The sequence below is a fragment of the Duncaniella dubosii genome, from assembly GCF_004803915.1.
Taxonomy (GTDB): Bacteria; Bacteroidota; Bacteroidia; order Bacteroidales; family Muribaculaceae; genus Duncaniella; species Duncaniella dubosii.
Genome location: NZ_CP039396.1, coordinates 1,610,312 through 1,635,871 on the forward strand (window position 1 = coordinate 1,610,312; position 25,560 = coordinate 1,635,871).

Consider the following 25,560-nt stretch of genomic DNA (forward strand, 5'->3'; position numbering starts at 1 on the left):
CACGTCATTTCCCCTCAAACAGTCGACGTTATGAAAGTAAACACCGGAAAGGGCTCTATCTCCCTTATGACCCTGATTGCCATATGGTCAATCTCTCTGACTGTCAATCTGCCCGGGCTTGCCATCACACCTATGTTAGGCAATCTGGACAAGATATTCCCTCACACGTCTGAACTGGAGATTCAGCTCCTGACCGTGTTGCCTAACCTTTTCATAATCCCGTTTGTATTGCTTTCGGGGAAGCTGTCGCTGTCGAAAAGCAAAATTAAAATAGTAGTGGTGGCACTCGCCATCTATCTGGCGAGTGGCATCCTCTATTTCTTTGCCAAAAGCATGGTCGACCTGATTGTCATAAGCTGTCTGCTTGGCATCGGGTGCGGTTTGCTGATACCGCTTGCCGCAGGTCTTCTGGCTGATACATTTGTCGGGAAGTACCGTATGAGGCAGCTTGGAATCAAGTCCGGTCTCTCGAATATCGCTCTTGTTATTGCCACCTATATCGTCGGTTGGCTTAATCATGGCAACTGGCGGTTGCCGTTTCTCGTTTATCTGATTCCGGCGATACCTCTCGTATTGTCTGTGTTCCTGCGAGGCATTCCGAAAGCAGATCTCTATCCGGCTTCTGTAACACCGTCGCCCGACGTGAAAGCCACAGCCAAGGTCGCATCGAAGGCTTCTGTTGCCGGAGTTCCGGCAAAGGCCATACATGCCAAAGTCCCGGCCTACGTTAATGACGAAGAGAATGGAAAGCCGTGTCTTGTGAAGGATGGATTCATAATCTCACGTGTGTGGTCGCTCATTACCGTCTATTTCTTTGTCTGCTACGCGACTGTGATAGTCAGCTATTACACCCCGTTTCTCATGCAGTCCGATGGAATGAGTGACTCAGATGTCGGATCTGTAACCGCGATTTTCTTTCTTGCCGTCTTTCTCCCGGGCTTTATTCTGCCTTATGTCGTGAAGATGTTGAGACAGACCACACTGATTGCCTGCTCTATTGTCATGGCCGGCGGTATAATCCTCATGGTTGCAGGGCATAATTTCGGTGTGATGTGTGTGGCAGCTGTGCTTGTCGGATTCGGCTATGGAGTTTTCCAGCCTTTGATTTATGACAAGGCTACCCAGATAGTAACCGATCCGGCAAAATCGACTCTCGCATTGGCAATAGTGCTTGCAGCCAATTATGTCTCTGTAAGCGTCACGCCTTTCATTGTCGATGGCTTAAGGGATATTTTCGATCCTCACCATCTCAACAATGCTTTCCCGTTTATTCTGAATTCAGTCCTTCTCGGCATATTTACATTTATTGTAATCATATTTCGCAAGTCGTTCGTGTTCCGTATCGATCGTTCCTACTATTAATTTATGGAACATACATTGCGGAAACAAGGCTAAATATTAAAAGCTTCTTTACACTTAACTGATAATGAATACTTTTACACGTTTCATCGTTTTTTGTCCGGCCTTGGCTATCGTGCCTTCTGTATTCGGACAGACACATTCCCTCACTCCTGAGTATCAGGAAGTGACTATAGTTAACCCGCAGTCAGGAGTATCATCAGATACCACTGTCATCAATGTCTATAACATATTCCTTGAGAATGCGCCTAAATCATTTAAAGTTCCGGGTGCGCCTCGGTTTGCAATCGAGGGTAAGGACAGGAAGTTTTATCTTGGCATCGGTGGAACAGCCAAAGCCACTCTTTCGTATGATTGGGGTAATCCGATTGACAACGCCTACGATTTCACGACATCAGCCATACCTATGACACAACGTCCCGGAGACGGTGGTCTTGTGCAGGCAACGGCTGCGACGAGCGGTCTGTTTGTCAACTTCGTCGCAATGCCCGGTGATAAAAATCAGCTTGGAGTATATTTTAATTTCAATCTGACGGGTAATGGAAATGACTATGGCTTCAATCTCTGCTATGCCTATATAAAATATCGTGGCTTCACTGTCGGTTATGACTATAGCCTGTTCTCGGATATGGCGGCCGCTCCACCGAGCATAGATAATGAAGGCCCTTGTGGATTCACGGCCATACCTAACGGAGTCATAGACTATCGCTATAATATCAATTCAAAATGGAGTGTGGCTATAGGCGCTGAGATGCCTATGGTCTCGGCCACAACCGGCGAGAATACTTATGTAGTGAATCAGCGTGTCCCTGACATACCCGCTTATGTGCAGTATTCGTGGGGTGGTGGCGAGAGCTGGCTTCGTTTCTCAGGTATAATGCGCAATATGCTTTATCGTGATGAGCTTTCCGGCAAAAACAGGGATCAGCTTGGCTGGGGAGTGAAAATGAGCGGAAGCGCTTCAGTCTCTCCATTTATAACGGCATATTATCAGGCTGCCTATGGAAAGGGTATTACAAGTTATTTTCAAGATTTGTATGAAGGAGGACTTGACATGGTTCCCTCAGGAGACGGCTCTCTGAAAGCTGTCAAGGCTTGGGGCGGTTATCTCGGTCTTCAGTACAACATATCGCCAAAAGTATATGCGACAACTACCTACAGTCATGTGCGCAACTATGCCCGGGATTATTCCGGCGGTTCTACAGCGTGGAGCGGACAGTACAAGTATGCGCAATATGCGTTGGCAAATATAATGTGGAACATTACGCCACAGATTTCGACCGGTCTCGAATATATCTATGGCCGTCGTGTGGATATGGATGGCATGTCGCGTCACGACAACCGCATACAGACCATGCTTCAGGTTACATTCTGACAGATAACTACAGTATGATAATTGGAAACGGCTGTCAGCTCATGGAGTAGTCCTGATGCTGACAGCCGTGATGTTATCTTCCGTCTGATGGATTATTTTTTTGCCTTGAATGCTTTCCCTGTCCATTCATATGTCAGTGACGGCATGAGGTCGGACGAAATGTCGTCATAGAGAGCCTTGTCAAGAAGCTTGTCAAGATTATTTGTAAGGGTCAGAGTCGAGGTCGACGGGTCGATGCGGTAGGAGGCGAGCATGAAAGGCACCTGCATGGTCACGTCAGCCTCGTTCTTGCTTCCGCTTTCGGTCAGCCACTCTTTCCAGCCGGGTTTGGTAAAGTAGTTTTCAGTCGGCAGCGGATTCCAGTCAGTATCGTAGAATCTGATATCGGAATCCAGCCCGGGGTGGCGACAGTGCTGATCAAGGCGATAATGCGGCCCTTTGTCCCTTTCAGCTCCACCAGTTGTATGGCTGATGAATCAGTCATTTTTACAGTGATTGATTCAGGGGTCATTTCAGTGATTGCCGAGCGTCCGTCAAGCTGGTTTTGAGAGGGAGTGGCCATACCGTTTTTGAAATAGTCGACCATGTCAAGACGGGTATTCCTGTCAAGCAATGGAAATATTTTCTGCGGTGCTGAGGTAAACAGGTCGGCTGCCGACTGTGCGCTCATTGTCAGCGATGCAGCCCCGATGGCGATGGCAAGGAGATATTTTTTCATTGTCGATATGTCTGTTAATTATTACTTGTTACCCTTTTTGCCTTTGCGTTTATCTGCTATTTTGGAGTAGTCGCGGTCAGCGTCGGCGATTTCGCTGTGAATGCGTTTGCCATAGAAATCAGCACCAGTGAGCGCTCCGACTACTTTCCGGGCATCTGCCTTCTTCACATCAAAGAGCGAATAGGCCGGCAGTAGGTCTATGCGGCCTACGTCAACGCGCTTGCCGGTGACGAGCTTGTTGAGCATATCGATGAGGTTGCCTGCAAAGAAACCGTCGCGTTTGCCGACGTTGATATAGATACGTTCCATGCCGCGTTCGGCTGTACGGCGGTCTTTCTCCTTGTCGTTTTTAGGACGCTCATGTTCCCGCTCGCCTTTGTTGCGTTTGCGGTCGGCTTTCGACGGTTTAACATCAATTACATCGATTTTAGGCGCGTCTTTGTAGTAGTCGAGGAGTCGGTTGAATTCGAGAGAGATGACTCGTTTGAGCAAATCTTCCTCCGAGAGCCATTCCAGTTTGCGGGAGATTCCCGGAAGATATGCGGCGATTTCTTCTTCGTTGACTTTGACTCGCTCGATGCGGTCTGCAAGATTGTAGAGCTGCTTTTCGATAATATGTTCCGGAGTCGGGACCTCCTTATGTTCAAACGTCTTTCCGATTATACGCTCGATTTCGCGTAGCCGTCCTTTTTCGCGGGAGTGGATTATGGCGATTGATACACCTGACTTTCCGGCACGGCCTGTACGGCCTGAACGGTGGGTATAGACGGCTGTATCGTCAGGAAGTCCGTAGTTGATGACATGGGTCAGGCTGTCGACATCGAGACCTCGTGCGGCAACGTCGGTGGCAACGAGCAGCGGGACTACATGGTCGCGGAATTTTTTCATCACTATGTCGCGCTGCTGTTGCGAGAGGTCGCCGTGGAGGGCTTCGGCGTTATATCCGTCGCGTATGAGGTTGTCGGCAATTTCCTGTGTGTCGCGACGTGTGCGGCAGAAGACTATCGCATATATGTTAGGAGAGTTGTCGACAATTCGTTTAAGGGCGAGATATTTGTCACGCGCGTTCACTATATAATATAGGTGGCGTACGTTTTCAGCTCCTTCGTTGCGGCTGCCTACTACGATTTCCTCATAGTCCTTCATGTAGCGTTTGGCTATCTTGAGGATATCCGGCGGCATTGTCGCTGAAAACAGAAGCATCTTGCGTTCCTCTGGAACGTATGAAAGAATCTGTTCGAGTGATTCAAGGAATCCCATGTTTAGCATCTCGTCGGCTTCGTCGAGCACCACGGTATGTACGTCATTGAGCTTGACCACACCGCGTTTGATGAGGTCTATGAGACGTCCGGGAGTCGCTACTATGACCTGCACTCCTTTTTTCAGCATGCGTATTTGGCTTTCGATACTTGAGCCACCGTAGACCGGGAGAACTTTCACATCGGGAACATATTTTGAAAAGTCTGCGAGGTCGCTTCCGATCTGCAGACAGAGTTCGCGTGTCGGTGCGAGAATCAAGGCCTGAGGCCGGTTGATGTCGGGGTCAATGCGTTGCAGCACCGGCAGCCCGAATGCCGCCGTTTTTCCTGTGCCTGTCTGGGCAAGGGCTATTATATCGTGTGCGTCGCCGAGCAAACGGGGTATTACACGTTCCTGCACTGGCATCGGAGATTCAAATCCGAGTTCTTCAACGGCTTTGCGCAGTGGCTCGTTGACGCCGAGTTCTTCAAATGTTTTCATAATTATGTAATTATATAATTGGTGATCCGCTTCTGATATAACCAAAAAGAGAGCCTTAATGTTGATATCTACCGTACCCATTGCGATGGGTTAAGTTTCTGGCGCTCATTGCGTATTTCGAAGTGGAGTATAGTTCTGTCGCTGTCATCGGGGTCGGAGTGGATTATGCCCAAAGTGTGTCCGGCTTTCACATAGTCACCGCTTCTGACACTCACGCTTCCGAGTCCCGCATAAATTGAGATATAGCGTCCGTGACGGATCATTACGATGGAGTTGAAACCGTCCTGCTTGAATATAGCCGATACTGTTCCGGCAAATATCGAGCGAGCTGTGCTGCCGGGTGCGACTTCGATGTCGATACCTGAATTGTCGGTTTCGACGTGGCGTAGGGTCGGGTGGGGCTGACGGCCGAAAGGACGTACTATTTTATACTTTCCGTTGACCGGGAACAACAGTTTTCCCTTGTTTGATGCGAATGACCCGGACAGCGCATCGGCATCGGTCGATGCGGCTTTGTGTGTCGTCGCTTTGGCTGAAGCCACTTCTTTAGCTGACGGTGTATCGGCTTTTGTCGATTCGCCGCTATGGGATACCCCCTATTCTTTTTGCGTGCTATTGCTGCCTGTTCTTTTTTCTTTCTCTGCCGTTCGGCTTCGGCGGCTTTGCGACGCGCGGCTTCTTCCTCGCGTGCTATACGGGCCTGCTCTGCTGCGATAAGTCGGTCGAGTTCTCTGTCGAGTGCGGCTGCTTTACGTTTTTGTTCGTTGAGCGACTGACGGAGGGCTGAGTCTTCCTTGCGTAGTTTTGTCACCATTTCCTCCGACTCCATCTGCTGGCGTGATAGCGTCTGTCTTGCCTGTTCGGCTTTGCGGTATGCTACGTCCTGACTGTGGCGCAGATTTGTGAGGTGGGCACGGCGGTCGGCTATGCGGTCGATTGCTTTGTGGATATTCTCGACCTTGCGCTCTCTCCATGCCGTGAACTGGCGCAGATACCGGATGCGGCTGTAGGCTTCGGAGAAAGTCTCGGCAGAGAAAATGAATGAAAGGTCGCTCGCGGCTCCTGTGTGTGGCTGAAGTCCTTTCATCGCTTTGACGTATGCACAACGCATGCTCTCAAGCTCGCCTTCGAGAATCTTGATTGAATCAGCAGTTGCGTTTATAGCAGAACCGAGTGAGTCGATATGTTGCCGTAGGCCCGCCACCTGATTTTTGGTGGTGGCTATGTCTGCGTTGAGCGAGTTTAGTCTGTTAAGCTGTCGGTTAAGCTCTTTGGCGTTGGTCTGGAGTTTGGTTGAAGTCTCAGATATTTTACGCTCTGTTGTGCTCTTGTCTTTCTTCACAGTTTCCATTGAGCGGTGTTGGGCACTGCTGCGCTGTGTCGTACGTTGTGTGCGTGAGCGCTTTTTATGAGTCTGTGCGTCAGCCGGCGACGACGCAAGCATCAGCCCCATCATGATGATGGTCAGACAGCGGATCCAGAATCTTGAAAACTGTGGCATTAATAGTAACGGTGATGAATTTGGATGAGAGTTTGTCGGCGTAGATGTTATTTTTTCGCGTTTAGCTTCTTTATGATATCTTCAGCATGCACGCGTGCATAGCCTTTTGGCACTGTCCATGACTTGCCATAGCCTTTTCCCCAGTCTGCCTTGCGGGGATTCAGAGTGATTTCGCCCGTGAAGGTTGTCTTTGATGTTTTGGCTGAGATTGAGGTGTTTCCGGCCATAGGTCCTGTGCAGGAAGTGTCGAAGTCGGAATAGTCGGCGGTTATAGGAGACCGGGCCGGAAGATTGACAGTCAGAAGCTCGACATTGCCGGTAGGAGTGTCGATTGTAAAGTCATATTTCATGCCCAATGGGCTGTGGTCGGGAGTGATGGTCCATGTCGCACCATTGCCTGCAAGGGTGCATTGTGAAAGAGCGACATTGTTTTCTCCGAGCACGAACGGTCGTCCCAGTATCATGTCCTGCACGTTACCTACGGTTGCCGGAAATCCGCCCATAAGGTCGCGGATGCTTTCGGCAAAATAGATTCTTTCAAGTTTGTAGGCGGCATAGATGCTGTCTTCCGTGACCATGAGCGATGCAACTTCCATGCCGAGGAAGCGGAATGACATGTGTATCGAGCGGTTGCGCTCCATGCTCAATGTTCCCCGATGCTTACGTTTTTGGGGCTTCGGAGCGAGAGTGTGACGGGCATTTTCATGCTTTCCCATTCTGTATAGCTGTTTTCAAGGCTGTTGAAGAGCTCCTTCAGTTCTCCCTGCGAGAGAGATTTGGCTGAATTGAATTCATAGCCTCCTCCGCTGACAACTCCTGTGCGCGACGAATGGCAGCCGGTGGTCATAACCGACAGCACAGCTGTCAGTAAGGCCACGCAGATTGCAGACTTTACTTTATTGAGATTTGTAATTCCTGTCATCATTTGAAGAAATATGTCTTGTGTTTCACTTTTCGTTCGAGCAGCTCATTGTCAGGGGCGAGCTGTAGCGCTTCTTTCCAGAATTCGAGTGCTCCGTCGGGGTCTCCGTCCATAAAGTGGATGTCTCCGGCATGTTCAAGTATCTCTTCAGAACGTTCATCGGTCAGATCGAGAGTCTTGTCAATGATTTCGCGGGCTTTGGCGTAGTCCTTGCGTTTGAATAGAACCCAAGCGTAGGTGTCGAGCGTCGTTGGATTGTCAGGTTCGGCTTTTATTGCTGTTTCGACCATTGAAAGTGCGTTGTCAAGGTCGCGCCCCTCACATGCGAGATAGTATGCGCAGTTGTTGAGCGCAAGATAGTTCTCCGGATCATAGAGTAGGGCTTTCTGATAGGCAGTGAAAGCGCTGTCGAGCAGTTGGCGTGCATAAAGGTTATCGCCCATCGCTCCGTAGATACGCGAGATGGTCTTGGTGTCGGTCGAGTCGGTCAGTTCGAGCGCGCGTTCATATTCCTTGGGCGCTTTCTCGCGTTCTCCCTGCTGGTCATGGATTGAACCGAGCACAAGATACTGGCGTCCGTTTTCAGGATAGTAGCGGAATGAGCGTTTGATTGCGGCCTTCGCTTCGTCAAGTTTGTTTTCCTGAAGATAGAGTGAGGTCAGCATTTCCCATCCTTCCTCGTCGGCGGGGTCAAGGTCAAGTGCGCGTTCGGTTTGCTCGGCGGCTTTCGCATAGTCTTGGGTGACAATCAGATAGCGGGAATATAGCGCATGGATGTCATGCTCGTGGGGATGCTGGTCAATCAGCACATCGAAAAGTTTGCCGACACGAGGCAATTGTGTGGAGTCGTTATACATCTCCTGTATGTAGCTGCGCAGGATAGCGAGCTTTGTCTCCACATCAAGGCTTTTTTGTTGCAGGGCTTGGAACACCTCGCGGTTGAAGGCGGCGCTGTCGCCCATTGAATTGTAGAATTGAGCGCGTGAATAGTAGGCCAGTCCGCTCGACGGGTCAATTTCGCAGGCTTTGTCGTAGAAGGCTTTTGCTTTGTCGTTCTGGCCGAACATTGCATATATGTCGCCTGAAAAGACCTGAAAGTCCACGTTTTTAGGTGACGATTCACGCAGACGGTCCACTTCGCTGAGTATGGATGCGGTGTCCTGACGTGCGAAATAGAGTTGTATTTTTTTTGTTGAAATGGGTATGCTTTTACCCTCGGCCACCTCGACCGAATCATAGACGGCTATTGCTTTTGCACGGTCTGCGTCCGAGCCTCCCTGCCCGAGCGCGTTGGCGTAGCGGTATGTGATTTCGAGATGCTCCGGATAGTAGGTGTGAAGTCTTTCCCAAGTCCTGATGGCTTCGTCGCGGTTGAGCAATTGCTCGTTGATCATAGCATATCGTCCGCCATAATACAGGTCAGACGGATTCGCTTCGTTATAGTCGCGCAACAACGCCATTGATTCTTCAATCAGAGTCGAGTCGGTCTGCGACAGTCGCAGAAGAAAGAGCGACAGTTCGACTCCTATGTCCTTGTCGTCAGAGTTGAGCTCCCTTGCCCGCTGAAGCAGTGAATAGGCCGCATCGTTTTTGCCCTGCGATTTGGCCCGCAGGGCTTCGAGATAGATGTAGTCGGCTTTACGGGTATCTTCCGCCGGATTGCTGCCTGACCGGCTTTTGGCCATGACAGACAGCGCTCCGATGATGAGAATCGTAATGATGAGGATGGGAAGTTGTTTCATTGTGGCTATGTGTGATTTGGCTTTCAGTTTACACCAGTGTGGCCGAATCCGCCTTCGCCGCGTTCGGTCTCGTCGATACGGTCGACCTGTTCCCAAGTCACATGGACATATTCCTTGATGACGAGTTGGGCGATGCGTTCGCCGTCGGTGATTGTATAGGGCTGGTCTGAAAGATTGATGACTATGATTCCAATTTCTCCACGGTAGTCTGCATCGATCGTTCCGGGTGTATTCACCAGCGATATGCCGTGTTTCAGGGCCAGTCCTGAGCGTGGGCGTACCTGACATTCATAGCCCTGCGGCAACTGAATGCGTAATCCTGTTGGAATCAGTGCCCGTTGTAACGGTTGAAGTGTTACCGGTGAATCGAGCCGGGCGCGTACATCCATTCCGGCGGATGAGGGGGTCTCATAAGCGGGAAGAGGGTTGGAAGAGTCGTTGATGATTTTTACCTTGATACGTTCCATCGTGGAAGTTGAAAACGGATTGAAAAATAGTTGAAACTAATAAATGAATTCCTATTGGACGACACGGCCGTTATGCGTGTCGGAATAATCAATGTCGCACATCGAATCGTTGGCCCGATGTTTAATCCTATGAGATTTGCCAACCCCGCCTTGTGTTGCTTGAGTTATGATTCTCAACACATTTTACACGCATTAAGTGATCGGCATTATCAACAGTTACTATAATTAACAAGCGAAAGTAGCAAAATTCCCGCACATAAACGTACTTTTTTAGCTATTATTTGCAATAACTTATTTTTATGAGTTGCAAAATAGAGAAAATACAGATTGGAAATCACATAAAAATAACATTGATAATATCCGTTTGGGACTTTATACTCAATTACAATACCGATTGTGAAATTTTCTTTAAATTCTTTTGATTTTGGGGGGATTGGGAGAATTTTTGTAACTTTGGGGCTGATATTCGCAATTCTCACATTTATCATTAGTTAAGCGCGTGAAAATCAAATCAATTATATTGCTTGGCATCCTCCTTCTGTCGGGGCTGTCTATGTATCGGCCAATACTGACAACGTGGCTGAGGAAGTCGCATGGGTGGTTGGTGACCAGCCTATCTGGAAATCAGAAATCGAGGAAGCCTACCAGAACATGCGCTATGAAGGAGTCCCTGTTGCCGGAGACCCCTATTGCGTTGTCCCCGAACAGCTTGCAATAGAAAAACTGTATCTGCATCAGGCTGAGATGGACACTATCGAAATTCCTGACGCAATGGTGTTTCAGAACGTCGAGCAGATGCTCAACGGCTATATCATGAACCTTGGTTCGAAAGAGAAGGTTGAGCAATATTTCAACAAGTCGATTCCGGCTCTGCGCGAGTCGCTCCGCGAGATGGTGCGCAACCGTGGCCGTGTGCAGGAGGTGCAGCGCAATCTGACAAAGGATGTGAAAGCGACTCCGGCTGCGGTACGCAGATTTTTTGAAAAGATACCGACCGATAGTGTGCCTTGGGTTCCGCTGCAGGTAGAGACGCAGATTCTGACTGTAGCGCCGGCTGTTCCGCGTGAGGCCGTCGAGGATGTGAAAGCTCGTCTCCGCAACTTCACCGAGCAGGTGAATAAGGGTGAGAGTCAGTTCTCTACGCTCGCAATCCTCTATTCTGAAGATCCCGGAAGCGCGGCGCGTGGCGGTGAACTCGGTTTCAGCGGACGTGCGGAATTCGTGCCTGAATTTTCAGCTGTCGCATTCAACCTCAATGACCCCAAGAAGGTGTCGAAAATAGTCGAGACCCAATATGGTTTCCATATCATACAGCTTATCGAAAAACGTGGCGACCGCATAAATGTGCGCCATATCCTCCTGAAACCAAAGGTGGCGGAGAAAGATTTGACCGAGGCTGTCAACCGTATGGACTCACTCCGCTCCGACATACTTGACAAGAAATTTACTTTTGAAGACGCTGTGTTCTTCTCGCAGGACAAGACTACACGCAACAACAAGGGGCACATGGTCAATGAGAACACCGGTTCGACCCGCTTCCAGATGTCTGAACTTCCTCAGGAAGTGGCCAAGCACGTCGCCGACATGGAGCCGGGCGATATTTCCGAACCCTTTATCATGACCGACCCGAAGACGAACCATGAGATTGTGGCTATGGTGAAGCTGACTTCTCGCATCCCCGGCCACAAAGCCAACATATCGGATGATTTCCAGTTAGTCAAGTCGATGTATGAAAATTCGCGCCGTCAGGAGATTCTCGATGACTGGCTTGCCAATAAGATAAAGAATACTTATATCCGTATCGAGGACGGCTGGCGCAACTGCGACTTCAAGAATAAAGGCTGGATCAAGTGAACATTGACCTGACTTTATAATCGGTCTACGTAGCTTCATGAAGCAGTCTCCCATACTTGCATTGATGGCTGTAGCGCTGGTGTCGCTTCCGGCCATGTTTGCGCAGACTCCGAAAGACAAGTCCGCCTCGGTATCCGCGCCCAAAAGCGCTCCTGCGCAACGCAAGAGCGTCATCCGTCCGACTATCCCTGATGCCGACCGTCATGAACCGGGCAAGGTTTTCCTTGAGCGGGCTGACCGCCTGATGTATGATCAGGTCCGCGACTCTGATGTGCAGGTGCTGGTCGGCAATGTGCTGTTCCGCAAAGGCGACATGTATATGTATTGCGATAGCGCTCGATTCAACGAGGCGACATCGTCGCTTGACGCTTTCCGCAATGTCCACATGGAGCAGGGCGATACATTGTTCGTCTATGGTGATGAACTGTATTATAACGGTCAGACCGAACTTGCCGAACTTCGTGCATACGCCGGGAAAAATGTGCGCCTTATCAACAGGGATGTGTCTCTGACGACAGATGTCTTCTTCTACGATATGGCTGCAGATGTCGGCTATTATGAAACCGGCGGCACTCTGACCGACAAACAGAATACCTTGCGTTCGCTTCAGGGCTTCTACTATCCCGCGACAAAGGACGCCTTCTTCTATCTTAATGTCGATCTTACCGGCCCGCGGGAGAACGACACTCTGAAAATGTTTACCGACTCGCTGACCTATAACACTGCGACAAACATCGCCCAGCTGATGTGTCAGACGCTTATCGTAAACAAGGACGGTGAGATTAACTCTTCGTCGGGGTTCTATGACACCAAGCAGGGGCTTGCCGATCTATATGACCGTTCGCGCGTCCACACCCGTCGTGGAAATTATCTGACGGGCGACACTCTTTTCTATGACCGTGAAAAGGGCTATGGCGAAGCTTTCGGCAACATGATTCTGACCGATTCTGCCCGTCAGTCGGAACTCCGGGGCGAGTATGGTTTCTATAATGAACTCACTGACTCGGCTTTTGTAACCGGCAATGCCCTTGCGATGGAATATTCCAAGGCTGATACTCTTTATCTGCACGGAGACACGATCAAGGCATACATGCTTGAGGATTCGACGAAAGTCACCGACGTATACCGTCGTGTACGTTTCTTCCGCAACGACATTCAGGGGCTTTGCGACTCGCTCAGCTCGGTCGAGAGAGATTCCATATTATATATGTATTATCACCCGATAATCTGGAACGGTGACAATCAGATAGCCGGCAATGTGGTCTATCTCCATTTCAATGACTCCACAGCCGACTGGGCGCGACTTCCTGAATCGGGACTTGTGGCTCAGCACGTCGGTGAGGACTGTTATAATCAGCTTGCCGGAGCGGACATGACGGCATGGTTCAATGATTCTACTATCCGCCGCTTATATGTCGAGGGCAACGTGCAGCAGATAATGTTCCCGATGGAAAACGATTCGACCTACAACAAGTTTGTTTTCACCGAGAGCAGTTATATGGATGCATTTTTCAATGGCAATGACATAGAGCATCTTATCATGTGGCCGGAGACTACAGGAAAGGCTACACCTCTCTATCTTGCCAAGCGTTCGGCCTACTATCTCGAACCGTTCAGATGGTTCGGCCCGCTGCGTCCGATGTCGCCCGACGAAGTATTTGATTATCCTCCTGAAATGGCTGAGTTGAGTTCGCTTCAGCTTTTCAAGAAGGTTAGCCCTACGGCATATTCAATCCGAGGCACGATGCTTGGAAAGCCTAAACCGCAGGAACCGCAGACTCCCGTTCCTTTGAAGGCGGCATCCACAGTAGCCGGACAGCCTTCGGAAAATTCATTGCCGGTGGCTGTAGACTCTGTTTTGCAAGCAATTCCCGACTCATTGCCGGCGGCGACTGATTCACTTCGCATACAGGCTGACTCGCTTGGGGTGGAGACAGATTCAGTCTCTGTGAATCCGGCTGGGCTTTATGTGCCTGAAATCGAACCGCATGCCTATAGCTTTCCGATGGAAAATAAATCACATGGGGCTGCTCCGGGCGTGAGTCTGAATGATATAATCGGAATAAAAACTAAAGAGGAGGTTGAATCATGAGCGATATCATACGTCTTCTCCCGGATTCTGTCGCAAACCAGATAGCAGCGGGCGAAGTCATCCAGCGTCCTGCATCGGTCATAAAAGAGCTTGTCGAAAACTCTATTGATGCCGGTGCGACTTCGGTTACAATTATTCTTAAAGATGCCGGCCGGACGCTGATACAGGTAATAGACAATGGCTGTGGAATGAGCGACACTGACGCGCGTCTTGCATTCGAACGCCATGCGACATCCAAAATCCGTAAGGCTGATGACCTGTTCTCGCTTTCGACAATGGGATTCCGTGGCGAGGCTCTTGCTTCAATCGCTGCGATCGCTCAGGTCGATTTGCGCACTATGCTTAAAGGCGAGACAATCGGTACTCGTCTGGTCATCAATGGCTCTAAGGTTGAAAGTCAGGAGCCGGAGGCTTGTGCTCAGGGGAGCAACCTGATGGTCAAGAATCTGTTTTTCAACGTGCCCGCACGCCGTAAGTTCCTTAAAAAAGACTCTGTGGAACTTAGCAACATCATGCGTGAGTTCGAGCGTCTTGCGCTTGTCAATATCGGGGTTGATTTCACTCTGATCAGCAATGATGTCACTCTCCATTCGCTCAGGAGGGCTTCGCTCAAACAGCGTATCGCCGATTTGTTCGGCCGTTCGCTCGACAAACAGATTGTCCCTCTCGACACCGATACGTCTATCGTCAGGATAAACGGCTTTATCGGTTTGCCTGAGAACGCCCGTAAGCGTAATGCGTTGCAATATCTCATGGTCAACGGCCGCAATATGCGTCATCCGTATTTCCATAAGGCCATCATGCAGTGCTACGAACGTCTGATTACGGCTGACGTGCAACCCAACTATTTTATAAATCTGACTGTTGATCCCGAGACGATAGATGTCAATATCCATCCGACCAAGAGTGAGATAAAGTTTGAAAACGAACAGGCTATATGGCAGATTCTGACAGCGGCAGTCAGAGAATCGCTCGGACGATTCAATGCCGCTCCGGCGATTGATTTTGATGTCGATGAAGCACCTGAAATCCCGGTGTTTTCTCCTGACATTGACGCAGACCATGAGGTCATACTCGAGGAGGGTTATAATCCTTTCTCACAACCGGCTCATGCGACCCGCAGTTCGTCCTTGTCAGGAATGGGATCATCTGTTTCCGGCCTGGGGACATCGGAGAGCAGAAAAATATCCTCCCTCTCCGTGAACCATGCGCATACATCAGAGCGTTTTCAGGACTGGGAAAAGCTTTATGACGATTTCGTCAAGAAGCGTGACGACGGTTACGCCTCGATGGTCGAGAGTAAGGTCAATCGGTCAGAAAGCGAGCTTGAACTTGACAATGAAGCTCCTGTGAGCGCCACGCTGCAACTGAAAAACTCCTATATCCTTACCCCGTCTCGCGATGGTCTTATGATAATCGACCAGCACAGAGCGCATAAACGCATTCTCTACGACAGCTATCTGGCGAAAGTCAAGGAACGCGACATGGTGTGTCAGAACACCATGTTCCCTGAAATAGTCGAACTCTCCCCTGCACAGAATGCGGTTTTGGCCGATATCGCTCCGTCGCTTGAAGACCTTGGCTTCGCCATATCGCCGCTTGGCGACAATTCATGGAGCATCACGGGCATTCCTTCGATGCTCGGTGGTGCAAATCCACGTGATCTGCTGCTCGGCATGATAGAGAGTGTCACTGAGACAGGAGAGGAACTTGCTTCGTCACTTCAGGAAAGGATTGCGCTTTCGATGGCCCGTAGCAGCGCTATAAAGCGCGGGCAAGTGTTGAGTGCTACTGAAATGGATAAGCTTATCAGCGATTTGTTCCGTCTTTCGACTCCTGCGCGAACACCCGATGGCAAAACGGTGTTTACTATTGTGAATATCGAGGATATTTCCAAAATGTTGGGCTGAAAGTCCGCAACTTGACAGTTGAAATTGTAATTTTCATATATTCATCACAAAAACGATTCTTTTATAATCATGACAGTTCGTATCATCATAAGTCTCATACTGCTTTTGTCCGGCTCGGTTGCTATGGCAAATGGCGGTGCTGATGATATCCGGGTGTCACTGCTGACTGCACGTGCCGGAGCTGATATATATCAGCTCGAAGGGCACACGGCATTGAGAATTCAGTCGCCCGACAGGGGGACTACGTGATAAACTGGGGACTCTTTGATTTTGAAGCGCCGAACTTCGTGTATCGTTTTGTCAAAGGAGAGACAGACTATATGGCCGGAGCGGCTTCGACCGATAGATTTCTTGAAATGTATCGCCGTGAAGGCCGTGCGGTCGTGGAGCAGACATTGAATCTGACACCGGCAGAGAAGATGCGCGTCATAGAGCTTACAGACAGGAATCTGTTGCCCGCCAATCGGGTCTATCGCTATAACTACGTGCTCGATAATTGTGCGACACGCCCTCTTGCAGTGATAGAGCAGGCGATTGGTGACACACTGTCGCTCGGAGTCGCTTCTCTTCCGGCAGAAGATGTGTCTACTTTCCGCAATGCGATGAGACATTATCACGTCAACTATCCGTGGTATCAGTTCGGCATCGACCTTGCTCTCGGAAGCGGGATTGACCGCCGGATTTCGATGCGTGAAATGTCGTTTGCCCCTGAAGCGCTTGAAGACATGCTTTCACTCGCCATGCGCCCTGACGGAGTGAAACTCGTGGACAATACAGCAGTGCTTGTGGGTGCGGAAGGTGCGTCGCCTGTGCTGTCGCCTACTCCTTGGTTTCTTACTCCGATGTTCTGGTGCAATCTTGTATTGGTCGTTTCGGTTGGCGTGTCGGCAGCGCAGATTCGCAGAAAATCTCCGGGAGTTGCCGCTAAAATATTCGACACACTGTTCTATCTCGTAATGGGACTGACCGGGTGTGTGATCATCTTCCTTGTGGTCATTTCCGTCCATGAGGCAACGTCGCCCAACTGGCTGTTGCTTTGGCTCAATCCCCTGTGCTTCATCCCGGTTATAGCCGTCTGGGTAAAAAGAATGGAAAAGTTGTTGTTTTCCTATCAAATTCTTAACTTTGCATCATTGATTACCCTCCTTGTCCTGTTTTGCTGTGGAGTGCAATCACCCAATGCTGCATTCATCCCGCTTATCGTGGCTGATGGAGTGCGGGCATTGTCATGTATAATAGCCAACAGAAACGCCTGATGTCATCACGTAAAAATCATCCGATAAGTACCCGTTTGGCAAGTGTGCTTGTAGTCTCGCTTGTGTCAATCGGCATCGGCGCGTTTACGCCGGTGTTCGCCTCGCGTCCTGTTGCAGCTCCGAATGCAAAGAAGGGAGCTGAAGGCAACAACTACACACTTACTCGTCCGGCTTTGGTGGTCGGAATATTTGTCGAAGGGCTTGATGCGGACTATGTAAACCTCCTTCGCGACAACTTCACCAAAAACGGCTTCAACCGTTTCATCACTGACGGTGTGACGATTGAAGATGTCAATTACGGAACGGATCTCGATGCCACCGCCGCTACGGCCATGCTGATGACTGGCGCAGCCCCGAGTGTCAACGGAGTTCCGGCGGCAAGAGCTTGGGACACAGAGACGAAATCGGACTATCCGATATTGCTTGATCAGGCAAAAATAGGCAATTTTACCGACGAGACTTTCTCGCCGTCATCATTGCGCGTATCGACAATCAGCGATGAGGTGCGTATAGCTGACGGAGGTATCGGTCTGGTGCATTCGGTCGCTCCCGATGCTCAGATTGCCATCATTCTTGCCGGACATGCCGGAAACAGTGGTTTCTGGCTCAATGAATTCAACGGCAAATGGAGCACATCGACCTATTATCGAGATGTCCCGGCTGCGATTGCAAAACGTAACTATGGCATAACGCTTTCGTCGCGTCTCGACACCATATCTTGGACTCCGTCGCTACCTCTTGAACTCTATCCTGATCTTCCCGATTATAAGAAGCAATTTCCGTTCCGCCATAATTTCCCGGCCAAAAATCCGAACAGGTTCAGGGCTTTCAAGGCTTCCGCTCCCGAAATCATGAGGTTGCGGAGATTGGTGTCGACTATATTTCCTCGTTGAACCTTGGAGGGCGCGGGGTAACCGATATGCTCAATCTCGGATTTAATGTCAGCCCTTATCCTTATGGACGAGACACTGATACACGCGTTGAGACGATGGATGCCTATATCCGTCTTGACTCGGATATAGCAAACATCGTCCAAGCGATTGAAAAAGGTCCGGGAATGGCAAATTCAGTCATTTTCATCGCAGGCACTCCCGGTCCTTCGGGAAGCAAGCGCGAGGACGAACGCTGGAATATTCCGGCCGGACAGTTCTCACCGAAACGGGCTATGTCGCTGCTCAACATCTATCTGATTGCCATTCACGGTAATGGAGAGTATGTGAGCGGATACTACGACGGTTATTTCTTTTTAAATAGAAAACAGATTAAGGAAAATGGACTTGACGAGCGCACGATACGCCGTGAAAGTGCGGAATTCCTTACACGAATGAGCGGCGTGACCGCTGCATATACAATCGACGACATTCTCGAACGACGTGCCGGGGAAGACGCACATGCCCTCCAGCGCAATACGTCGATCGACCATGCCGGAGATGTGATGATAGTGGTCAATCCCGGATGGGAAATCGCTGATTCGTCATCCGAGAGCGTAGCTGAAACGCAGCTCCCGGTCATCAGAAATGTAGCTACGACCTCGCCGGTCTATATACTTGCGCCGACCGTAGCCCCGGCTAAGATTGAGTCGCCGGTCGATGCGCGTGTGATAGCTCCGACGGTCACAAGGATTTTAAGAATACGGTCGCCCAACGCGGCTTCCCTCCCTCCGTTGCGCTTCCAAAAGAGCAAGTAACATCAGAGTCATGATGTTGCGCGTATTATTAAAATCCAGTTATAAACAAGTTACAAAGATTACCAAATAAAATTATGTCATTTCAATCATTCCTCACAAAGATTTTCGGAAACAAGTCGACCCGAGACCTAAAGGAAATCGAACCCATCGTGAAGAAAATCGAGGCTCTTGAGCCTGAGGTCAAGCAACTCACTATAGATCAGCTCCGCGAGCGCATCGACAATGTGCGTGCGGACATCAGTCAGGCAATTTCCGCTGAAAAAGAAGAAAACGAACGCCTTCGCATTGAAGTCGAAGAGCTTCCTTTCGACCAGCGTCAGCCGGTCTGGGACAAGATCGACCGCAATGAGAAGACCATGCTTGACACTATCGAGGATAAACTTAATGAGCATCTTCCCGAAGTGTTTGCTGTCGTTCGTGAAACCGCAGCCCGTTTTGCAGCCAATGAGACTATCGTGGTAAAAGCTACACAGCTTGACCGTGAGCTTGCGGCACAGGGCCGTGATTTTGTGAGCATTGACGGAGACAATGCCATCTGGAAAAATCATTGGCTTGCCGGTGGCAATGAGATGAAGTGGGACATGATTCACTATCGTGTGCAGCTCATCGGCGGTATCGTGCTTCATCAGGGTAAGATTGCCGAGATGGCTACCGGCGAGGGTAAGACCCTCGTGGCTACGCTGCCGGTATTCCTCCGCTCGCTTTCAGGACGCGGTGTGCATGTTGTGACAGTCAACGACTACCTCTCGAAGCGTGATTCCGAGTGGATGGGACCGCTGTACATGTTCCACGGTTCGACTGTCGATTGCATTGACAAGCACCAGCCCAACACTGCTGCCCGTCGTGCGGCCTACAACTGCGACATCACTTTCGGTACGAACAACGAATTCGGTTTCGACTATCTTCGTGACAACATGGCGATGTCGCCTGCCGATATGGTGCAGCGCAAGCATTACTATGCGATTGTCGATGAGGTCGACTCAGTGCTTATCGACGATGCCCGTACACCGCTCATCATCTCAGGTCCGGTTCCCAAGGGTGACGACCAGCTGTTTGACGAATACCGTCCGAATGTTGAGAAGGTTGTTGAAGCCCAGCGCAAGCTTGTCACCAAGATTCTTGCCGAGGCCAAGACCAAAATCGCTTCAGACGATAAGGAGACAAAGAAGGAAGGGGCATTGCTGCTCTACCGTGCGTTCAAAGGTCTGCCAAAGAACGGCGCGCTCATCAAGTTCCTCTCTCAGGAGGGAATGAAGAATCTCATGCTTGAAACAGAAGCATATTACCTTCAGGACAACAAGCGTGAGATGCCAAAGGTGACCGATCCGCTGTATTTCGTTATTGATGAGAAAAACCGTAGCGTCGAGCTTACCGACAAGGGTATTGACGAGCTTACCGGCAAGACCGGCGATCCGCAGTTCTTCGTGCTTCCTGACATCGCATCTCAGCTTTCGGAAACGGAACATATCGAAAATCTTGCCGAGCGTCAGCAGCGCAAGGATGAGCTTATGCAGGATTATGCAGTGAAGGCTGAACGTGTCCACACTGTCACTCAGCTTCTCAAGGCTTACACCCTTTTTGAAAAGGATGTCGAATATGTGATTGACGAAGGCAAAATCAAGATTGTCGATGAGCAGACAGGCCGTATAATGGAAGGTCGCCGTTACAGCGACGGTCTCCATCAGGCTATCGAAGCCAAGGAACATGTTAAGGTTGAAGCTGCGACACAGACATTCGCTACGATTACTCTTCAGAATTATTTCCGTATGTATCACAAGCTTGCCGGTATGACCGGTACGGCAGAGACAGAAGCCGGAGAATTCTGGGATATATATAGGCTTGATGTGGTGACAATCCCGACCAACCGTCCGATTGCCCGCATAGACATGAACGACCGTGTCTACAAGACCAAGAAAGAAAAATATGCAGCGGTGATTGATGAGATTCAGGATCTCGTTTCGAAGGGACGTCCCGTGCTCGTCGGTACGACATCTGTTGAAATCTCGGAGCTTCTCAGCCGTATGCTTACCATGCGTCACATTCCACACAATGTCCTTAATGCCAAGCTCCATCAGAAAGAAGCGGAAATCGTGGCTCATGCAGGACGCAAGGGTATGGTGACAATCGCGACAAACATGGCCGGCCGTGGTACGGACATCAAGCTTACTCCTGAAGTCAAGGAGGCCGGCGGTCTTGCCATCATCGGTACAGAGCGTCATGAATCGCGTCGTGTCGACCGTCAGCTCCGCGGACGTTCCGGCCGTCAGGGCGACCCGGGATCTTCCGTGTTCTATGTCTCTTTCGAGGACCAGCTCATGCGTCTCTTCGCTACTGACCGCGTAATGAAGATGCTCGACACCCTCGGTCTTGAAGAAGGAGAGCGCATAGAAAGCTCGATGGTCACCAACGCAATCGGAAATGCCCAGAAGCGTGTCGAGGAAAACAACTTCGGTATACGTAAACGTCTGCTTGAATATGACGACGTTATGAACAAGCAGCGTACATATATCTATAACCGCCGTCACCATGCTCTTCTTGGCGAACGCATCGGTATCGACATCGCGAATATGATTTGGGATGTCATCGAGAATTTCGTTAATAACTACGGCCCGGCCGATTATCAGGATCTTGCTCTTGAACTTTTCCGAGTGCTCACGATTGAAGCTCCTTTCACAGAGGAAGAATACCGCAACATGTCGAAAGAGGATGCTGTCGAAAAGATCCATACAGCAGCTCAGGAGGCATTTGACCGCAAGAGCCAGCGCATCCTTGAGGTTGCTCAGCCGGTGATTGTCGACTGTGTTGAAAACCGTGGATTCAAGGGGCGTATCGCTGTCCCGATGACTGATGGCAAGCGCTTCTTCAATCTCGTTGTCGATATCGACGAGGCTTACAGAACCGGTTGCAAGTCTATAGTCAAGGAATGGCATAAAGCCGTCCTGCTCGTGACTATCGACGAACTCTGGAAGGAACATCTCCGTGAACTCGACCAGTTGCGTCAGAGCGTGCAGAATGCGTCATACGAACAGAAAGACCCGCTTGTGATTTACAAGGTTGAGTCGTTCCATCTCTTTGAGGCGATGCTCAACAATCTGAATGTAAAGACCATGTCGACTCTCATGCGCGGTCAGATCTACGTACAGCAGGCTCCTCCCCAGCCGTCTCGTCCCCAGCAGCCGGCTACTGAACCTGAAACCGTAGAAACGGCCGAAGAAAATGCAGAGGCAGCTAATAATCCCGTTAAGCAGCCTGAGCCTCAGCAGCAGGAAGCACCGAAACCTCAGCCAAAGGTGGAACGCGCGATGCCTGAGCGTCCAAACGATTATTCGAAGTATCAGACTTCGCGTGAGAATCTTCCGGGTGAGAATGCGCAGCGTGCGGCAGCTCAGGGTGCGAGTCAGCAGCAGGTGACACAACCGGTCAAATCCGGCCCGCGTATAAACCGCAATGATCCCTGCCCCTGCGGTTCAGGAAAGAAATATAAGAACTGTCATGGCAAGGGTCTGTAAAGAGAAACAATAAAATGAATACAGTTAAGGAGCGCAGAGTTTTGATTTTGCGCTCCTTATGTTTACAGAATTTATAATAGTCAATCCTTAATAAAATTATACCGGAATGAAAAAAATACTTGCTTTATTGCTTATTGTAGCATCGCTGGCTTCAGTTTCTTGTACAAAACGGGTGGAGGGTATATTGCGTGAAAATCCCGATGAAATAACGCAGCAGGAAGCTCTTAAACTTATGGATTGTTTCAACAAGGAGTTTGAGAAGGCACAGGCGTTGTATAAGGAAGGGGACAAAGCAGGCCTTGAGACTTACTTCAAGACCCCGGAATGGCAATTGGCAGAGCGTTGCCATTCAAAACTGTTGCAGGTGACACCTGAAATCGCGACAAATATCAGAGTCGCGGAAATGGAATTCAAATTTATTGAATTTGTCAATGGAGTGATACGAATGGGTATACCTCTCAGGGAATTGCCGGAAGAATAATTCCTGACTTTGTTTGCGACAGGATATAGAAATCCCGCCGGGAAAACGTCATCTGACCTTTTAATTAGCAAGCTGTGAGAAAGGTCTTTGTTTGGATATGACGGTTTTCCCGGCGGGAAAAATTTTATAGAAGGTAAATGAGAAAGGCGTAAGAAGGATAGAGAGGTTATCTCCGGCGATTGCGGACAGAGCGTACCGCACTTGACGAGGATGCCTTTGGCGCTTTGGCTTTTTTCACTTTTGCCGGTTTGGTTTTGGGCGAGGATGATTTGGTTGTTCCTCGTTTTGAGCGGGCTGAGCGTATTGTCGTTTTTGTGGAGGATGATTCGCTGACTTCTTTAGTCGCGGGTGTCTCTCCGGCAGCAGCGAGTTCGGCTTTTTCGGCTGCCTCACGACGTGCTGCAAGCTCTTCAAGTGAAGGAACCCACAGTTTGTCCTCGAAACTGTCAAGGCGCTTCTGGATGCTGTCCTGAGCGTGTGCGAGTTCGTCAGGATCCGGATGGAGCTGCATCAGTGACCGGTTCTTCAAGTTTCGTGTCTTATAGATGTCGCCTTTATACAGATTGAGCTGGAAGTAGTCATCGTAGGTACAGGTGGCAAGATTATTGTCATCATTGGTGAAAATGTTGTGGGTGGTCAGATAGGGTCTGAGGTCATCATATTTCACCCAGAACATTGGATATTTCACAGCTTCACCTCCGAAATCTCCCGCACGGTGAAGGACAGGACATACGGCCTCTATGCGTGTCCGCATGCGGTTGTTGCGTTTGTCGAATTCCCAACGTTCAATCACATAGTAGGAGAGGACTTCTGACGAAGGAACGTCTGCTTCCTCGATTATGAATTTCGGATTGCGTTCGGTAGATCCTTTTGCATCACTATAGATTATGTGGAAGCGGTCAAGGACATCACGCATGTTCACTTTATAGTTATCGGTAAACATTTCGCGACCGTCGAGGTATTCATAGCCTGTAAGCTCATTGTTTGCCATACGGCCGAGGATGATTCTGAAAAGGTTCTCCTGACCGTCGACAGGCTCATCGGGATAATAGAGAGCCGCATTTTCATCTTTCATCAGATCAATCTGCCGATATATCACGCGCATCCACTGCAGTTCCGAATCACTGACAGGCGAAGAGTCAAAATGCTGCTGCATGCGTTGTGTCACGCCGGTATTTGTTTTGGCCGTGTTGCGGTCGTCGGCCGTGCGACGGCGGACAACACTGCTCGAACTCGATTCCTGTGCGAAAACAGAAGCCGAGATAAAAATTGCTATGGCTGTAAGAAGATATTTCTTCATCAGTATTTGCTGTAGGGGTTATGCGTGGTGGAGGGAAATCTTAATTAACAATAACTTCGACCGGGCTGAGAACACGCTCGATGCCGTCAGGGCCTTTCGCACGTATGCGTGATATATAGAAGCGTTTTCCTCGCGAAAGACGTTTGAACTGGTCTTTCTGGCGTTGAGAGAAGGACGCCCCCTGTGATACTTCCGGGATGGCGTTGCCCATCTGATCGAAAAATACCGTCTCAAATCCGAGAACCTGAAAATCGATGTTGAGCATGTCGTCATCGATGGCCGCATCAATACCCGGTGCGCTCGTAAGCAGTGTTTTCGAGAGCGGACGACCGCCCTTGTAGCGTTCTTTTGCGCCATTGCTTCCCGAATAGGTTATAAAGGCCACGGGATCGGGCAGTTTTCGCACTCTGAATGTTGACGTGGCTACAGTCTGCGGACGGCCGTCGATTGTCGCAGAGACGGTGAGGGTTGCATTCTCTCCGACCTTAGCCGGACGTGCCACCCATGCGTCGCCCTTGCGTGTCAGGGAGCCGTTGGTCATGGTCGCGCTGACAGCATTCATCGGGACACCGGGCACAGAGATGCTCATCGGGTTGTCAATGCCTGCGTAAAGCACGTTCATCATCGTGGCTGAGACTGTGGCGGTAGGTTCAATGACAGTATAACTTGACGAGAAGGGATGGCGGGTGGATGTCCCGTCGCCGTGATTGACTTCAAGATATCCGTTGTAATCGAATGTGCCGGTAGATGAGGTGACAAATTCATAAAGTCCCGGTCATTGCCAAGTTTCTTGCCGGCTACGAAGATTTCGGGACGGGCTGTCGTGTCGACGGCTGCGAGAACTATGTTGGCACTGTATTTTCCACCGCGCATCACAATGCGCGACTGCGGAATCACAAACGCATTGATTTCGTTTACCCTGACATCGCCGGCATCAACCGATGCGAGCAGACTGGCCAACGCTTCACCTTCGGCATATCGAATGTCGTTTTGCAGTTTGGTCAGGAGTGTGACGGCTGCGACCACAGGCTGGTTTTCAAATTTAGCCTCCTCCCACTTCTGGGGTGTGACAGTGCCGGGACGTTTGAACGGAGCGGTGGAAAGAGCCTCGCTGATGGCTGTGCGCTTAATGGAGTCAGCGATGAAAGTCTGTATGAAACCGCGGTAGGAGTCCATTTCATTGTGAAGTATCTGGCCACCTTTTGCACCGGGAGAAAGCATGACCACGGCTGCCGCCTCAAGGTCATCGCGACGATTTATTTCCGCCGGATTACCTTCCGGTCCGTCTGCCTCGACGACGATTGCGAGTTTGAGTGAATCAACGAGCGAATACAAGGCTGCGGAACGCTTGCGGACATCGGATGCTTTTGCAAGCCACGGCGCGCCTTTCTCCGGATTCTGTGCGGTGAACGTCTCAAGCTGAGAATACACCGCGTCATTACGACGGCCGACAGTAGCGTTGGTGCGTGCAAGACCGTCCTCAACCTGTACGAAACCGTCGAGCACATCGCTTGATACGTTGAGTGCAAGCATGGCTGTGAGGACGATATACATAAGGTTTATCATCTTCTGTCGCGGGGAAAGCCTTACTACTGATTCTGCCATTTAAGCTAAGGATGATTGATACGGACTGGGGTGTGGTTAATA

At 50.0% G+C, this 25,560-nt stretch carries 19 protein-coding genes and 2 pseudogenes; 11 read left to right on the forward strand and 10 right to left on the reverse strand.

Features of this window, described 5'->3' with window-relative positions:
• Nucleotides 1-30 precede the first annotated feature (30 nt).
• Nucleotides 31-1,362 carry an MFS transporter gene (locus E7747_RS06975; RefSeq protein WP_136414971.1) on the forward strand — a complete coding sequence of 444 codons (1,332 nt, stop codon included), beginning with the start codon at nt 31-33 and terminating at the stop codon, nt 1,360-1,362.
• A 64-nt stretch (nt 1,363-1,426) separates the two neighbouring features.
• On the forward strand, nt 1,427-2,734 hold the full coding sequence (locus tag E7747_RS06980) for a porin (RefSeq protein WP_136414972.1): 1,308 nt from the start codon (nt 1,427-1,429) through the stop codon (nt 2,732-2,734).
• 92 nt (nt 2,735-2,826) lie between these two features.
• Here E7747_RS06980 and E7747_RS06990 read toward each other — a convergent pair.
• From E7747_RS06990 to dut, 8 genes and pseudogenes are all read right to left on the reverse strand, one after another.
• Nucleotides 2,827-3,452 (reverse strand): annotated as a pseudogene (locus tag E7747_RS06990) (DUF3256 family protein).
• A 21-nt stretch (nt 3,453-3,473) separates the two neighbouring features.
• Nucleotides 3,474-5,192: a DEAD/DEAH box helicase gene (locus E7747_RS06995; protein ID WP_136414978.1), complete on the reverse strand. Its 1,719-nt coding sequence runs from the start codon at nt 5,190-5,192 to the stop codon at nt 3,474-3,476.
• A gap of 68 nt (nt 5,193-5,260) precedes the next feature.
• Nucleotides 5,261-5,644, reverse strand: coding sequence for a murein hydrolase activator EnvC family protein (locus E7747_RS07000; RefSeq protein ID WP_168185268.1), 384 nt, complete (start codon nt 5,642-5,644; stop codon nt 5,261-5,263).
• The gene (locus tag E7747_RS07005) at nt 5,614-6,693 is read right to left on the reverse strand and encodes a murein hydrolase activator EnvC family protein (RefSeq protein ID WP_136414982.1); all 1,080 of its coding nucleotides are present in this window, start codon (nt 6,691-6,693) and stop codon (nt 5,614-5,616) included. The genes E7747_RS07000 and E7747_RS07005 overlap by 31 nt, the downstream gene beginning before the upstream one ends.
• Before the next feature lie 47 nt (nt 6,694-6,740).
• Nucleotides 6,741-7,409: a DUF4292 domain-containing protein gene (locus tag E7747_RS07010; RefSeq protein ID WP_136414984.1), complete on the reverse strand. Its 669-nt coding sequence runs from the start codon at nt 7,407-7,409 to the stop codon at nt 6,741-6,743.
• The gene (locus tag E7747_RS07015) at nt 7,337-7,618 is read right to left on the reverse strand and encodes a hypothetical protein (RefSeq protein ID WP_136414986.1); all 282 of its coding nucleotides are present in this window, start codon (nt 7,616-7,618) and stop codon (nt 7,337-7,339) included. Before E7747_RS07015 ends, E7747_RS07010 begins: the two co-directional genes overlap by 73 nt.
• Nucleotides 7,615-9,357 carry a tetratricopeptide repeat protein gene (locus E7747_RS07020; RefSeq protein ID WP_136414988.1) on the reverse strand — a complete coding sequence of 581 codons (1,743 nt, stop codon included), beginning with the start codon at nt 9,355-9,357 and terminating at the stop codon, nt 7,615-7,617. The genes E7747_RS07015 and E7747_RS07020 overlap by 4 nt, the downstream gene beginning before the upstream one ends.
• A gap of 23 nt (nt 9,358-9,380) precedes the next feature.
• Entirely contained in the window at nt 9,381-9,815 is a 435-nt protein-coding gene (gene dut, locus E7747_RS07025; protein ID WP_136417075.1) for a dUTP diphosphatase, read from the reverse strand.
• Between the two features lie 585 nt (nt 9,816-10,400).
• On the opposite strand from dut, the gene E7747_RS07030 reads away from it, so the two are divergent.
• The 9 genes from E7747_RS07030 (at nt 10,401) to E7747_RS07070 (ending at nt 22,613) form a co-directional block, all read left to right on the forward strand.
• Nucleotides 10,401-11,678, forward strand: coding sequence for a peptidylprolyl isomerase (locus E7747_RS07030; protein ID WP_228449282.1), 1,278 nt, complete (start codon nt 10,401-10,403; stop codon nt 11,676-11,678).
• Between the two features lie 37 nt (nt 11,679-11,715).
• A complete protein-coding gene (locus E7747_RS07035; protein ID WP_136414992.1) occupies nt 11,716-13,770 on the forward strand; it encodes an OstA-like protein in 2,055 nt (684 codons plus the stop codon).
• Nucleotides 13,767-15,680, forward strand: a complete 1,914-nt coding sequence (gene mutL / locus E7747_RS07040) for a DNA mismatch repair endonuclease MutL (protein ID WP_136414994.1) — start codon at nt 13,767-13,769, stop codon at nt 15,678-15,680. The genes E7747_RS07035 and mutL overlap by 4 nt, the downstream gene beginning before the upstream one ends.
• 69 nt (nt 15,681-15,749) lie before the next feature.
• The gene (locus E7747_RS07045; RefSeq protein ID WP_136414996.1) at nt 15,750-15,929 is read left to right on the forward strand and encodes a hypothetical protein; all 180 of its coding nucleotides are present in this window, start codon (nt 15,750-15,752) and stop codon (nt 15,927-15,929) included.
• Nucleotides 15,926-16,936, forward strand: coding sequence for a lipoprotein N-acyltransferase Lnb domain-containing protein (locus E7747_RS07050; RefSeq protein WP_168185269.1), 1,011 nt, complete (start codon nt 15,926-15,928; stop codon nt 16,934-16,936). The genes E7747_RS07045 and E7747_RS07050 overlap by 4 nt, the downstream gene beginning before the upstream one ends.
• A complete protein-coding gene (locus E7747_RS07055) occupies nt 16,936-17,829 on the forward strand; it encodes an alkaline phosphatase family protein (protein ID WP_168185270.1) in 894 nt (297 codons plus the stop codon). Before E7747_RS07050 ends, E7747_RS07055 begins: the two co-directional genes overlap by 1 nt.
• Before the next feature lie 26 nt (nt 17,830-17,855).
• Nucleotides 17,856-18,623 (forward strand): alkaline phosphatase family protein, encoded by a 768-nt coding sequence (locus E7747_RS07060; protein ID WP_136415002.1) that lies wholly within the window; start codon nt 17,856-17,858, stop codon nt 18,621-18,623.
• Nucleotides 18,624-18,697: 74 nt separating this feature from the next.
• Nucleotides 18,698-22,132 (forward strand): preprotein translocase subunit SecA, encoded by a 3,435-nt coding sequence (gene secA / locus E7747_RS07065; RefSeq protein ID WP_136415004.1) that lies wholly within the window; start codon nt 18,698-18,700, stop codon nt 22,130-22,132.
• A gap of 106 nt (nt 22,133-22,238) precedes the next feature.
• On the forward strand, nt 22,239-22,613 hold the full coding sequence (locus E7747_RS07070) for an outer membrane protein assembly factor BamD (RefSeq protein WP_136415006.1): 375 nt from the start codon (nt 22,239-22,241) through the stop codon (nt 22,611-22,613).
• Nucleotides 22,614-22,779: 166 nt separating this feature from the next.
• Here the strand turns inward: E7747_RS07070 and porN are convergent, their stop codons facing one another.
• A complete protein-coding gene (gene porN, locus E7747_RS07075; protein ID WP_136415008.1) occupies nt 22,780-23,913 on the reverse strand; it encodes a type IX secretion system ring subunit PorN/GldN in 1,134 nt (377 codons plus the stop codon).
• A gap of 40 nt (nt 23,914-23,953) precedes the next feature.
• A pseudogene (gene porM / locus E7747_RS07080) lies at nt 23,954-25,518 on the reverse strand (type IX secretion system motor protein PorM/GldM).
• Between the last annotated feature and the right edge of the window lie 42 nt (nt 25,519-25,560).

Excerpts from the sequence above, each read along its gene's own strand:
- E7747_RS07055 (WP_168185270.1), top strand. The coding sequence starts at position 16,936 with ATGTCATCACGTAAAAATCATCCGATAAGTACCCGTTTGGCAAGTGTG.
- E7747_RS07035 (WP_136414992.1), top strand. The coding sequence starts at position 11,716 with ATGAAGCAGTCTCCCATACTTGCATTGATGGCTGTAGCGCTGGTGTCG.
- E7747_RS07010 (WP_136414984.1), bottom strand. The coding sequence starts at position 7,409 with ATGGGAAAGCATGAAAATGCCCGTCACACTCTCGCTCCGAAGCCCCAA.
- E7747_RS07005 (WP_136414982.1), bottom strand. The coding sequence starts at position 6,693 with ATGCCACAGTTTTCAAGATTCTGGATCCGCTGTCTGACCATCATCATG.
- E7747_RS06980 (WP_136414972.1), top strand. The coding sequence starts at position 1,427 with ATGAATACTTTTACACGTTTCATCGTTTTTTGTCCGGCCTTGGCTATC.
- E7747_RS07020 (WP_136414988.1), bottom strand. The coding sequence starts at position 9,357 with ATGAAACAACTTCCCATCCTCATCATTACGATTCTCATCATCGGAGCG.
- E7747_RS07045 (WP_136414996.1), top strand. The coding sequence starts at position 15,750 with ATGACAGTTCGTATCATCATAAGTCTCATACTGCTTTTGTCCGGCTCG.
- E7747_RS06975 (WP_136414971.1), top strand. The coding sequence starts at position 31 with ATGAAAGTAAACACCGGAAAGGGCTCTATCTCCCTTATGACCCTGATT.
- E7747_RS06995 (WP_136414978.1), bottom strand. The coding sequence starts at position 5,192 with ATGAAAACATTTGAAGAACTCGGCGTCAACGAGCCACTGCGCAAAGCC.
- mutL (WP_136414994.1), top strand. The coding sequence starts at position 13,767 with ATGAGCGATATCATACGTCTTCTCCCGGATTCTGTCGCAAACCAGATA.
- E7747_RS07060 (WP_136415002.1), top strand. The coding sequence starts at position 17,856 with ATGCTCAATCTCGGATTTAATGTCAGCCCTTATCCTTATGGACGAGAC.
- E7747_RS07070 (WP_136415006.1), top strand. The coding sequence starts at position 22,239 with ATGAAAAAAATACTTGCTTTATTGCTTATTGTAGCATCGCTGGCTTCA.
- secA (WP_136415004.1), top strand. The coding sequence starts at position 18,698 with ATGTCATTTCAATCATTCCTCACAAAGATTTTCGGAAACAAGTCGACC.
- porN (WP_136415008.1), bottom strand. The coding sequence starts at position 23,913 with ATGAAGAAATATCTTCTTACAGCCATAGCAATTTTTATCTCGGCTTCT.
- E7747_RS07015 (WP_136414986.1), bottom strand. The coding sequence starts at position 7,618 with ATGATGACAGGAATTACAAATCTCAATAAAGTAAAGTCTGCAATCTGC.